General features: G+C 71.4%; 8 protein-coding genes. 6 read left to right on the forward strand and 2 right to left on the reverse strand.

Annotated elements, in window-relative coordinates; all coding sequences use genetic code 11:
* The first annotated feature begins 638 nt into the window (after nucleotides 1–638).
* The 4 genes from E1293_RS37320 (at nucleotide 639) to E1293_RS37335 (ending at nucleotide 5,749) form a co-directional block, all read left to right on the forward strand.
* Nucleotides 639–1,271, forward strand: a complete 633-nt coding sequence (locus E1293_RS37320) for a PadR family transcriptional regulator (RefSeq protein ID WP_132203242.1) — start codon at nucleotides 639–641, stop codon at nucleotides 1,269–1,271.
* A 69-nt stretch (nucleotides 1,272–1,340) separates the two neighbouring features.
* Nucleotides 1,341–2,420, forward strand: a complete 1,080-nt coding sequence (locus E1293_RS37325; protein ID WP_132203244.1) for an inositol-3-phosphate synthase — start codon at nucleotides 1,341–1,343, stop codon at nucleotides 2,418–2,420.
* A 214-nt stretch (nucleotides 2,421–2,634) separates the two neighbouring features.
* The gene (locus E1293_RS37330) at nucleotides 2,635–4,413 is read left to right on the forward strand and encodes an ABC transporter substrate-binding protein (RefSeq protein ID WP_243717120.1); all 1,779 of its coding nucleotides are present in this window, start codon (nucleotides 2,635–2,637) and stop codon (nucleotides 4,411–4,413) included.
* A 19-nt stretch (nucleotides 4,414–4,432) separates the two neighbouring features.
* A complete protein-coding gene (locus E1293_RS37335; protein ID WP_132203246.1) occupies nucleotides 4,433–5,749 on the forward strand; it encodes an MFS transporter in 1,317 nt (438 codons plus the stop codon).
* A 3-nt stretch (nucleotides 5,750–5,752) separates the two neighbouring features.
* Here E1293_RS37335 and bioA read toward each other — a convergent pair whose 3' ends face one another.
* A complete protein-coding gene (gene bioA / locus E1293_RS37340; protein WP_132203248.1) occupies nucleotides 5,753–7,066 on the reverse strand; it encodes an adenosylmethionine--8-amino-7-oxononanoate transaminase in 1,314 nt (437 codons plus the stop codon).
* Entirely contained in the window at nucleotides 7,063–8,523 is a 1,461-nt protein-coding gene (locus tag E1293_RS37345; protein ID WP_132203250.1) for a CCA tRNA nucleotidyltransferase, read from the reverse strand. The genes bioA and E1293_RS37345 overlap by 4 nt, the downstream gene beginning before the upstream one ends.
* A gap of 384 nt (nucleotides 8,524–8,907) precedes the next feature.
* Here E1293_RS37345 and E1293_RS37350 point away from each other — a divergent pair, with 384 nt between their 5' ends.
* The gene (locus E1293_RS37350) at nucleotides 8,908–9,432 is read left to right on the forward strand and encodes an aminoacyl-tRNA deacylase (protein WP_132203252.1); all 525 of its coding nucleotides are present in this window, start codon (nucleotides 8,908–8,910) and stop codon (nucleotides 9,430–9,432) included.
* Nucleotides 9,433–9,579: 147 nt separating this feature from the next.
* Nucleotides 9,580–11,938: DUF6049 family protein (locus tag E1293_RS47985; protein WP_165978562.1), on the forward strand; the 2,359-nt coding region annotated here is incomplete at its 3' end.

Raw genomic sequence — 11,938 nt, forward strand, 5'->3', positions numbered from 1 at the left:
GCCCATGAGGCCCGGGCCTTCCGAGGGCGTCCCCGGCGGGCCAGGGTTCTGTGGCGTGCCGGAAAGGTCCGCCGGGTTCGACCCGGCGGACTCGCGGTGGGCACCCGGAAGGCCGGATTCGCCGGAGTCGCCGGGACGGGGGTGCTGCTGCCCGCCCGGCCTCTGCGACCCGGGTTCCGGTCGGGGCTGGCTTGGATTACTCACGCGACCTCATCAACAGGGGACAACGGTTGTCACCGAGGGCCGGGGATGGCTCCCCGGCCTTGTTGCGGCTCGTGCGCCGTCCGAAGAGTACTGTGCGGGCTGGTGAGCGGGGGGAGCGCGTGCACATCGAGGGACGTTCCGGCCGGTCAGCGCCCCCCGCAGGGCGGCGGATCCTCCTTGCTCGGCTACCGCTCCGGAGTGTGTCTCCGGGATGGGGTACGGGCGTCGCGGCCGGATGGTTCCAGCCGCAACTTTGACACATTTCCACCACATACACCCTGAAATCGCCGCATTTGCGATCTAGCTGCGGAGACCTCCAGGTAGATCGCCACTTGCCAGGACGGGCCGGGCTACGTATCTTGTCGATGTATCGAGCCGATACATTCGCTCGATACATCGGATCGAGACATCGGCTCCGCGGAAGGGGGACTCGGATGGCTGCCAAGAAGGGCGCGGGCGTGCTGGAGCTCGCCGTGCTCGGGCTGCTGCACGAGTCCCCGATGCACGGCTACGAGCTGCGCAAGCGGCTCAACACCCTGCTGGGGATGTTCCGCGCGTTCTCCTACGGCTCGCTCTACCCGTGCCTCAAGCAGCTCCTGGCCAACGGGCTGATCATGGAGGACCGGCCGGAGCAGCCGAACACCCCCCTGGCACTGCAGAGCCGCCGGTCGAAGATCGTTTACAAGCTCACCGCCGACGGCAAGGAGCGCCTCCAGCAGCTCCTGACCGAGGCCGGTCCGGCGTCGTGGGAGGACGAGGGGTTCGGCGTGCACTTCGCCTTCTTCTCGCACACCCGCGCCGACGTCCGGCTGCGGATCCTCGAAGGCCGGCGCAGCCGGCTGGAGGAGCGCCTGGAGAGCGTCCGCGCCGCCCTGGCGCGGACCCGCGAGCGCGTCGACTCCTACACCCTGGAGCTGCAGAACCACGGTCTGGAGTCGGTCGAGCGCGAGGTCCGGTGGCTCAACGAGCTGATCGGACGCGAGCGGGCCGAGCAGGAGCAGCAAGCACGGCAAGCCAAGTCAGCCAAGCGAATTGATCAGGACATGCCTCGGGACGAGGGCCGCTGACCTGCGGCCCCGCGCCATCGGGGGCGGGTGAAACACCACATGTTCCGTAACAGAGAAGGAGCGACCGGAATGGGTTCGGTGCGCGTAGCCATCGTGGGTGTGGGCAACTGCGCCTCTTCGCTCGTCCAGGGCGTCGAGTTCTACAAGGACGCGACTCCCGACAAGCGAGTCCCTGGCCTGATGCACGTCCAGTTCGGCGAGTACCACGTGGGCGACGTCGAGTTCGTGGCGGCGTTCGACGTGGACGCCAAGAAGGTCGGGATGGACCTGTCCGAGGCCATCCACGCCAGCGAGAACAACACCATCAAGTTCGCCGACGTCCCCCCGACCGGCGTGACCGTCCAGCGCGGCCACACCTTCGACGGCCTCGGCGACTACTACCTCGACATGGTCGAGGAGTCCGACGCCAAGCCGGTCGACGTGGTGCAGGCCCTCAGGGACGCCGAGGTGGACGTCCTGGTCTCCTACCTGCCGGTGGGGTCCGAGGAGGCCGACCGCTTCTACGCCCAGGCCGCCATCGACGCCAAGGTCGCGTTCGTGAACGCGCTGCCGGTGTTCATCGCCAGCGACCCCGAGTGGGCGCAGAAGTTCACCGACGCGGGCGTGCCGATCGTCGGCGACGACATCAAGTCCCAGGTCGGCGCCACCATCACGCACCGCGTGATGGCCCGCCTGTTCGAGGACCGCGGGGTCGAGCTGCTGCGCACGTACCAGCTCAACTTCGGCGGCAACATGGACTTCATGAACATGCTGGAGCGCAAGCGGCTCCAGTCCAAGAAGATCTCCAAGACCCAGTCGGTCACCTCGCAGATCCCGCACGAGATGGCCAAGGCCGACGTGCACATCGGCCCGTCCGACCACGTGCCGTGGCTGGACGACCGCAAGTGGGCCTACGTCCGGCTGGAGGGCAAGTCGTTCGGCGACACCCCCCTGAACCTGGAGTACAAGCTGGAGGTCTGGGACTCCCCCAACTCCGCCGGCGTCATCATCGACGCCGTCCGCGCCGCGAAGATCGCCAAGGACCGCGGCATCGGCGGCCCGATCCTGTCGGCGTCCTCGTACTTCATGAAGTCGCCCCCCGAGCAGTACAACGACGACCAGGCGCACGACGCGGTGGAGCAGTTCATCCGCGGCGAGCTCGACCGCTGACCGGCGCCCGGAGCGGAGCTCCAGCGCACTGACCAGCGGTTGAGAGTCTGATCACAAAGTTTCCAAAGGACGCCCTGACGGTGGACATCCCACTGTCAGGGCGTCCTTACTTCTGTAGAGAAAACGGTGATGTCCCGGCCCTTTGTCACGCTCTGGCCCTACTGTGACACCGCCGGTAACTGCGCGTCCGGTTCCGAGTCTTCGAGGTGAGAACGTGACGGCACGCGAGATGTTCAAGGTGTCCGCAGGGCTGACGGGCCTCCTGGTGGGGCTCGCGGGATGCACGGGAGGGGGTGACGGCGCGACGGCGGAGGGGGCCACCCGGCAGGGCGGCACGCTGCGCGTCGTCGGCTCGTCCGACGTCGAGCACCTCGACCCGGCCTCCGTGGCCAGCGTCGGCGCGTACGGGCTCGCCCGCACCTTCGCCCGGACGCTGTTCGGGACGCGCGCGTCCAACGACTTCCAGGAGACGATCCCCGTCCGCCCCGACGTGGCGGCGCGGATCCCGACCCGCGAGAACGGCGGCGTCAGCAAGGACCGCCGCACCTACACGGTGGGGCTGCGCGACGGCGTCCGGTGGAACACCAGCCCGCCGCGCCAGGTGACCGCGCAGGACTTCGTCCGCGGCTTCGAACGGCTCTGCAACCCGGCGTCGCCGTCCGCGGGCAAGGGCTACTTCCTCTCGACGCTCAAGGGGATGGACGAGTTCTGCCGCGGCTTCGGCTCCGTCGACGCGAAGAACGCCGGGGCGATCGCCGCCTATCAGCGCGACCACGAGATCGCGGGCGTGCGCGCCAAGGACGACCGGACGCTCGTGTTCAAGCTGAAGAGCCCCGCCAGCGACTTCCTCAACCTGCTTTCCCTGCCGTTCACCGCCGCCGCGCCGCGGGAGTACGACCGGTACGTCCCGGACAGTGCGGAGTTCCGGCAGCACACGATCTCCGACGGCCCGTACCAGATCACCGAGTACAAGCCGGGCATCTCCTACCTGCTCGGGCACAACCCGGCGTGGCAGGCGGGCGGTGACCCGCTCCGCGAGCGGCACGTCGCGAAGATCCGGATCACCCTCGGGCAGGACTCGCCGGAGACCGTCCAGCAGCAGCTCGAGCAGGGCACCGCCGACCTCGCGTGGGACCAGCCCGTCCCAACCCCGGCGATCCCGCGGCTGCGCGACGACCCGCGGTTCGCGATCCGGGAGACGCCGAACAACAGCCCGTACCTGGTGTTCAACACGCGCAGCCCCAGCAACGGCGGCGCGCTCGGCGACCGGGCCGTGCGGCAGGCGCTGGAGTACGCGATCGACCGCAGCGCCCTCATCAAGATCGTCGGCGGGCCGGCGGTGGCGCGGCCGCTGCACACGGTCATCCCGCCCGGCAACTCCGGGTACGCGGAGGTGAACCACTATCCGACGCCCGGCGAGTCCGGCGACGCCGCCAAATGCCGCGAACTACTCGGAAAGACGGGCCACTCTGAGCTCACGCTGAAGTTCCCCTACCGGACCAACAGCGTCCACAAGCTCATCGCCCAGTCCATCGCGGAGAACCTGGACGCCTGCGGGGTCGAGACGGAGCTGACCGCCGACTCGGGCGGCTCCTTCTACTCCGGCACCCTCGGCACGCCCGCCCGCGCCCGCGAAGGCGCCTGGGACATCGCCGCCCCCGGCTGGGTCCCCGACTGGTACGGCAACAACGGCCGCTCGATCATCCAGCCGCTCTTCGACGGCCGCACCTACGGGCAGAACTCCACCAACTACGGCGGCTACGACGCCCCCGAGGTCAACGCCCTCATCGACCAGGCCCTCACCGCCCCCGACGCCGACCACGCGGCCGGCTACTGGCAGCACGCCGACCAGAAGATCATGCAGGACGCCGCGATCGTCCCGCTCCTCGACCGCGCCCAGACCATCTTCCGCTCCTCCCGCGTCCACAACGCCCTCTTCCTGCCCACCACAGCCGCCTACGACTACACCCGCCTCTGGCTCAGCGGCGACTGACAGCGCATAACCTGATCCGATGCGGGCGGGTGAGTTGCGGGAGATCTTGCGGGGGCGGGACTTCCGGCGGCTCTACGGGACGCGGCTCGCGTCGCAGCTGACCGACGGCGTGTTCCAGGTGGCGCTCGCCGGCTACGTGTTCTTCTCGCCCGAGCGGCAGGCGACGGCGGCGAAGGTCGCGGCGGCGTTCGCGGTGACGCTGCTGCCCTACTCGGCGCTCGGGCCGTTCGCCGGGGTCTTCATCGACCGGTGGCAGCGGCGGCAGATCCTCGTGTGGACGCCGGCGCTGCGCGCCCTGCTCGTGCTGCTCGTCGCGGCGCTGGTCGCGGCTGGGCAGGACGGCCTCGGCTTCTTCCTCGGCGTGCTCGTCGTCCTCGGCGTGAACCGGTTCTTCCTCGCGGCACTGTCCGCGGCGCTGCCGCACGTGGTCCGGCGCGACCAACTGGTCACCGCGAACGCGTTCACGGTCACGTCCGGGACGATCATCGCGTTCGCCGGGGCGGGCGCGGGCTACCTGCTGCGCCGGCTGTTCGGCGCCGGGAACGACGGGACGGCGCTGATCCTCGTGGTCGCGGCGGGGCTGTTCCTGCTGGCCGGGGCGGTCGCGACGACGCTGCCGCGGCGGCTGCTCGGCCCGCACCCGCCCGAGGACGTCCTGCCGGGGGTGCCCCGCGCCGACCTGCCGCGGATCGTCGAGGCGCTCGGCGGCGTCCTGAACGGCCTGCTGGACGGGGCCCGGCACATCGCCCGCCGGCCGCAGGCGGCGCTGGCGCTCGGCGCGATCTCCTTCCACCGGTTCCTGTACGGCATCGTCCTGATCATGACGCTGCTGCTGTGCCGGAGCCACTTCGCCGACGACCCCGACCGCGGCCTGGAGACGTTCGCGCTGATGCTGGGCGTGTCCGGCGCCGGATACTTCGCCGCCGCGCTGATCACGCCGCCGGTCGTGCGGCGGATCAGCAAGCAGGCGTGGGTGGCGTGGCTGCTCGGCGGTGCGGCGCTGAGCCTGCTCGTCCTCGGGATGCCGTTCACGGAGCGTCCCTGGGCGGCCGGCGCATTCCTGCTCGGCGTCGTGTCGCAGGGCGTGAAGCTGTGCGTCGACACGACGCTGCAGGAGGGGATCGACGACGCCTACCGGGGACGCGTGTTCGCCGTCTACGACATGCTGTTCAACGCGACGTTCGCCGCGGCCGCCGCCGCTGCCGCGACCTGGCTGCCCGCCGACGGCCGCGCCCCCCTCACCCTCCTCGCGGTCGTCGCCGCCTACGCGGCCGGCGCCGTCGCCTACCGGACGGCCGCGACCCGCCTCCGCCGCCCCGCCCACGCCCTCCGCTGACGGTTACAGCGACTCGGCGACGGCGTTGAGGGCGGCGGCGATGTGGAGGACCTCGTCGTCCGTGCAGACGTAGGGCGGCATCGTGTAGATCAGCTTGCCGAAGGGGCGCAGCCACACGCCGTGCGCCATCGCGATCTCCTGGACGGACGTGACGTCCACCGGCTCGCGCGCCTCCACCACGCCGATCGCGCCGAGGACGCGGACGTCCGCCACCGCCGGGAACGCGGCCGCCTCCTGGAGTTCGCTGGTCAGGACGGCCTCGATGGTGTCGACCTCGTCCCGCCAGTCGCGGGACAGCAGCAGGTCGATGGACGCCGAGGCGACGGCCGCGGCCAGCGGGTTCGCCATGTACGTCGGGCCGTGCATCAGGACGCCCGCTTCGCCGGACGTGATCCCCTCGGCCACCCGGTCGGTGCACATCGTCGCGGCCATCGTCATGTATCCGCCGGTCAGGGCCTTGCCGAGACACATGATGTCGGGGAGGACCTCGGCGTGGTCGCAGCCCCACAGCTCGCCCGTCCGGCCGAACCCGGTGGCGATCTCGTCCAGGATCAGCAGCAGGCCGTGCTCGTCGGCGATGTCGCGGAGGGCGCGCAGGTACTCGGGGGCGTAGAAGCGCATGCCGCCCGCGCCCTGGACGATCGGCTCCGCGATGATCCCGGCGAGTTCCCCCGCGTGCTCGGCGGCCAACCGGGACAGCTCGTCCAGATACGCCTCGCCGGGCTCGGCCGAGTACCCGAGCGGGGGCGGCGGCGCGAACACGTGCTCCGCCAGGACGTCGCCGAACAGATGGTGCATTCCGTTGACCGGGTCGCAGACGGCCATGTCGCCGAACGTGTCGCCGTGGTAGCCGCCGCGCACGGTGAGGAGCCGGTGCCGTTCCGGGCGCCCCTGCGACCGCCAGTACTGCAGCGCCATCTTGATCGCGACCTCGACCGCGACCGACCCGGAGTCGGCGAAGAACACCTTCGTCAGCGGTTCCGGCGTGATCTCGACCAGGCGCTCGGCGAGCCGGACGGCGGGCGGATGCGTGAGCCCGCCGAACATCACGTGCGCCATCTTCCCGAGCTGCCCGGTGACGGCCGCGTTCAGCTTCGGGTGGTTGTACCCGTGCACGGCCGCCCACCACGACGACATCCCGTCGATCAGCTCGGTGCCGTCGGCGAGCGTCAGCCGCACCCCGTCCGCCGACACCACCGGCAGGACGGGCGCGGGCGCGGGCATGGGCGCGTACGGATGCCAGATGTGCTCGCGGTCGAACGCGAGCATCCGCTCCGCCTCCCGCGGGCTCATCCGCCCCAGCTGCAGCGAGATCACGCTTCGTCCTCGGGAAGGATGCCCTGGGCGGCGGCCCAGGTCCGGAGTTCGGTGGTGGCGGCCTCCTTGCCGATCATGCCGCGGTCCAGGCGGAGGTCGAGGAGGAACGTGTAGGCGCGGCCGACCAGGGGGCCGGGCGTGATGCCGAGGACGTCCTGGATCTCGTTGCCGTCGAGTTCCGGGCGCATGGCGGCGAGTTCCTCCTCCTGCGCCAGCCGGTCGATGCGCTCTTCCAGGTCGTCGTAGGTGCGGCGCAGGCGGTCGGCCTTGCGCTTGTTGCGGGTCGTGCAGTCGGCGCGGGTCAGCTTGTGCAGGCGGGTGAGCAGCGGGCCGGCGTCGCGGACGTAGCGGCGGACGGCCGAGTCCGTCCACTCGCCGGTGCCGTAGCCGTGGAACCGCAGGTGCAGTTCCACGAGGCGGGACACGTCGTTGATGACGTCCTTCGGGTAGCGCAGGGCGGTCAGCCGCTTGCGGGTCATCTTCGCGCCGACGACCTCGTGGTGGTGGAACGACACCCGGCCGCCCGCCTCGAAGCGGCGGGTCTTCGGCTTGCCGATGTCGTGCAGCAGGGCCGCGAGGCGCAGGACGAGGTCGGGCCCGTCCTGCTCTTGCGCGATCGCCTGCTCCAGGACGATCAGCGAGTGCTCGTAGACGTCCTTGTGCCGGTGGTGCTCGTCGATCTCCAGCCGGAGCTTCGGCAGCTCGGGCAGGACGTGCGCGGCGAGGCCCGTCTCGACGAGGAGCGCCAGGCCCTCGCGCGGGTACCGGCCGCAGATCAGCTTGGACAGCTCGTCCCGGACCCGCTCGGCCGAGACGATCTCGATGCGGCCGGCCATGTCCGTCATCGCGCGGACGACGTCCGGTGCGACGGTGAAGCCGAGCTGGGAGGCGAACCGGGCGGCGCGCATCATGCGGAGCGGGTCGTCGCTGAAGGAGTCCTCCGGCCGGCCGGGCGTGCGCAGGACCTTGCGCTGCAGGTCGGCGAGGCCGCCGAACGGGTCGACGAACTCGTGCCCGGGCAGCCGGGCCGCCATCGCGTTGACGGCGAAGTCGCGGCGGCGCAGGTCCTCGACGAGGGACGTCCCGTATGAGACGTCCGGTTTACGGGATTTCGGGTCGTAGGACTCGCTGCGGTAGGTGGTGATCTCCAGCTCGACGCCGTCCTTGCGGAGGCCGACGGTGCCGAACTCGATGCCGATCGTCCAGTGCGCGTCCGCCCAGCCGCGGATGATCTCCAGGGTGCGCTCGGGCGGGGCGTCGGTGGTCAGGTCGATGTCCTTGCTCGGACGGCGCAGCAGCGCGTCCCGGACGGGCCCGCCGACCAGCGCCAGCTCGTGACCGGCGGCGGCGAACCGGGCGCCGAGCTCGCCCGCGACGGGCGCGATCCCGCGCAGCAGCTCGGCGAGCGCGGTGCGCCGCGCGGACTCTGGGGTCACGTTCTGGTCAGGCACGGCCATCGAGCGTATTTCCTTGGTTGACGGGCTGACAAAGGACTTTCTGGAGATCGCCCGGGGTCCGCACGGGAGTCCTTTCGGGGCCGAAGGAGGACGAGACCCTTCACATGCCGCGATCCCCGGGTTACGTTCTGGACACTCCGACGACGCCATGCGCGACCCGGTGAGCCTCCCGCACGACAACGGTAGCGGGATCCAAAAGGGCCACGGTCCGCCGCAGGTGCGGCAGAGGCGCGTCGTGAGGGTTTTACGTGACGTATGACGCGGGTTAGGCCAGTCGTTTCGGGTATGTGGGGATATCCCCCACAGAGTGTGCGAAGCACGGGAAGAGACAGAAACCGCATCCGGGGGTGAGCGGGGACACACCCCCGCGGGATGGAGCCGATCATGAAGGACGCTCTCGCCATCCACCGCGCGCTGCTCGAATGGGAGGCCGTGCACGAGATCGTGCGGCTGCCCGTCGCGATGGCCCACGCCGACGAACTGCCCAAGGCGCTCGGCTTGCCCGCGGAACGGTGCCTGGTGACGCGCGTCTACGCCTGCGACAGCGTCCGCCGCGGCCCGCGCTTCCTGGCGGGGGTGATCCTCCCGGCGGGCGTCCGGCCGCCCGCGGAGGCGGTGCGGCTCAGCGTCGGCGCCCGCACCGTCCGGCCGGCGAACGCGAACGTCGTCAACGCCGTCACCGAGTACGCGGCCGGCCTCGTCTGCCCGCTGCTCCTCCCCGACTCGATGCCGCTGCTGATCGACCACCGCCTCGTCGACGGGCTCCCCGCCGACGACGTCGTCTACACCGCGACCGGCGAGGCGTCCACGGCGCTCGGCATCAGGGCCGGCTCCCTGTACGCGCTCTGCCACGCCAAACCCGTCGACCTCGCCGCCCCGCCGTCCAGCCCCGCCCGCGTGGCCACCTGAACCGGCCCGGGCACCGGCGAAGGCGCCCCGCACGGCCCGATCGGACTAACATCGGGGCCGTGGTGCGGGAAACGTACGCCCGCCGTACCGAGGGCCTAGCGGCGCCGGACGGAACGTGGGCGGACACAGCGTGAGAGCGGGCGCGGCGTGAGGACGGTCAAACGCGCGGTCGCGCTCGCCGCACTGCTGCCCTGCTTCGCGATGGCGACCCCGGCGGCCCTGGCGTCCCCCGCCGAGGCGGGCGTCCAGACGCGGGTCCCGGCCAAGGCGCAGGGGCGCTCGCAGGTCGCGCTGGCCCTCACGAAGATCACCCCGAAGACCGTCGGCGCCAAGTCCAAGATCGAGATCTCCGGGGCGGCGAAGAACCGCACCGACCACCAGCTGCCCGGCCTCACCGCGCGCCTGCGCTACAGCGCCCAGCCCGTCACCAGCCGCAGCCAGCTCGACCAGCTCGCGGACGGCCAGGCGACCGCGCTGCCCAACGTGTTCCCGCAGCAGCAGCGGCTCGCCGAGGCCGCCGCGCCCGGCGTGAAGCAGAACTGGAGCTTCCGGACCAGCGCCGAGCAGCTCGGGCTGCGCGCCCCCGGCGGCACCCCCGGCGTGTACCCGATGCGCGTCGAGGTGCTGAACTCCGCGCAGCAGGTCGTGGGCGGCATGACGACCTTCCTGACGCTCATGCCGAAGCAGACCCGCGCGAAGCCGGTCGCCGTCGGCTGGGTCCTGCCGCTGGCCGACCGGATGCACCGGACCAACGACCGGACGTTCATCGACGACGCCCTCACCGAGGAACTGTCGCCCGGCGGCCGCCTCCGCCGCCTCGTCGAGGCCGGGGCCGCCACCGACACACCGGTCACCTGGGCGATCGACCCGGCCCTGCTGGACGACGTGCGGCAGATGGCGGCCGGCGACTACTACGTGCAGGCGCCCGGCGCGAAGAAGGGCGTCCGGAAGGAGAAGAGCCGGGTCGCCGGGGAGTGGCTGGCCGCGCTGAAGGAGGCCGCCAAGGGCGACCCCTACTTCGCCCTCCCGTACGGCGACCCCGACGTCACCGCCCTCGTCCGGCACAAGACGCCGCGCGACATCGGCGTCGCCTTCGACGAGCGCAACACCGGCGTCGCGACGCAGGTCCTCGGCCGTCCGCCGGACGCGCACGCCGCCTGGCCCGCGACGGGCGCGGGCGGGCCCGGGACGCTCGACCAGCTCGCCAAGCACGCCGTCAAGGGCGACGGAACGTTCCTGATGAGCAGCTCGCAGTTCCAGAACCCGGCGCCGCCGGCGCTGCCGAACGCCACCACCACGCTCCAGACGCACGCGGGCACCAAGAAGACGCTGGTCTACGACGAGACGGTCAACCAGATCGTCAGCGAAGGGTCGGGGTCGGCGTCGGGGGCGCTGCTCACCGAGCAGCGGTTCCTCGCCGAGACCGCGATGATCGCGGCCGAGGCGCCACAGGTCCAGCGCACCCTCGTCGTCGCCCCCGACCGGCACTGGGACCCCGCCGACGGGCTCGCCAAGAACCTGCTGACCTACACCAAGGGCGCGGCCTGGCTGCGCGAGACGCCGCTGAGCAAGATCGAGTCGGCCAAGCCGCAGGGCCGCGTCTTCAACGGCTACCCCGACGAGTACGAGAAGTACGAGCTCGGCGACGTGCACCTCGACCAGACCCAGGCGATCGCCGGCCGGGCGGCGGCGTTCCAGGCCGTGCTGACCGGGCCGGTGAAGATCTCCTACGAGCGGGCCGTGCTGCGGCTGGAGTCGGTCGCCTGGCGGACGTCGCCCGGACGCGCCAAGCGAGCCCGCAAGGCCCTGGAGGACGAACTCCAGGCGGACATGCACAAGGTCCGCGTCGTCCCCGCCAAGAACAGACGCGTGCTGATGGGCGGCAGCTCGGGCAAGCTGCCGGTGCTCGTCGAGAACACGCTGAGCGACCAGGCGGTGAAGGTCCGGCTCGTCGTGACCTCGGAGAACACCGCGAAGCTGCAGCTCGGACGGCTGGAGCCCGACGACTCGGTGATCGAGCTCGGCCCCGGGGAGCGGGCCCAGCGGTGGATCCCCGCGCAGGCCGCGGGCAACGGCGACTTCCTCGTCCACCTGGAGCTGCAGCTCCCCGACTCCGGCCGGACGTACGGGACCGGCGAGGACATCACCGTCACCGTGCGCGGCTACGGACGTCTCGCGCTGCTCATCACGGGTGGCGGACTTGCCGTACTCTTCGTGGGCGTCGGAGTGCGGGCCATCAGAGCAAGGCGCCGCCGGAATGCGGAGGACGCCGGTGACGGGTCGACCGGAATGGGATCGGCAGGAGCAGGGGAACCGGGGGACGGGTTCCCCGGCCCCGGGTTCTCCGGGTCCGGGGTCCCCGCCGCCGAGTTCCCAGGGACATCCGGGGCAGGGGTATCCGGGGCCGGGGTATCCGGGACAGGGCCGTCCGCAGGGTCCGCCGCAGAATCCGCAGGGGCCCCCGCCGGGCCGGCCTCCGGGGCAGGGCCCGCCGCCGGGTCAGGGC

Source organism: Actinomadura darangshiensis, from assembly GCF_004349235.1.
Lineage (GTDB): Bacteria > Actinomycetota > Actinomycetes > Streptosporangiales > Streptosporangiaceae > Spirillospora > Spirillospora darangshiensis.

Excerpts from the sequence above, each read along its gene's own strand:
- E1293_RS37320 (WP_132203242.1), top strand. The coding sequence starts at position 639 with ATGGCTGCCAAGAAGGGCGCGGGCGTGCTGGAGCTCGCCGTGCTCGGG.
- E1293_RS37325 (WP_132203244.1), top strand. The coding sequence starts at position 1,341 with ATGGGTTCGGTGCGCGTAGCCATCGTGGGTGTGGGCAACTGCGCCTCT.
- E1293_RS37335 (WP_132203246.1), top strand. The coding sequence starts at position 4,433 with ATGCGGGCGGGTGAGTTGCGGGAGATCTTGCGGGGGCGGGACTTCCGG.
- E1293_RS37345 (WP_132203250.1), bottom strand. The coding sequence starts at position 8,523 with ATGGCCGTGCCTGACCAGAACGTGACCCCAGAGTCCGCGCGGCGCACC.
- E1293_RS37350 (WP_132203252.1), top strand. The coding sequence starts at position 8,908 with ATGAAGGACGCTCTCGCCATCCACCGCGCGCTGCTCGAATGGGAGGCC.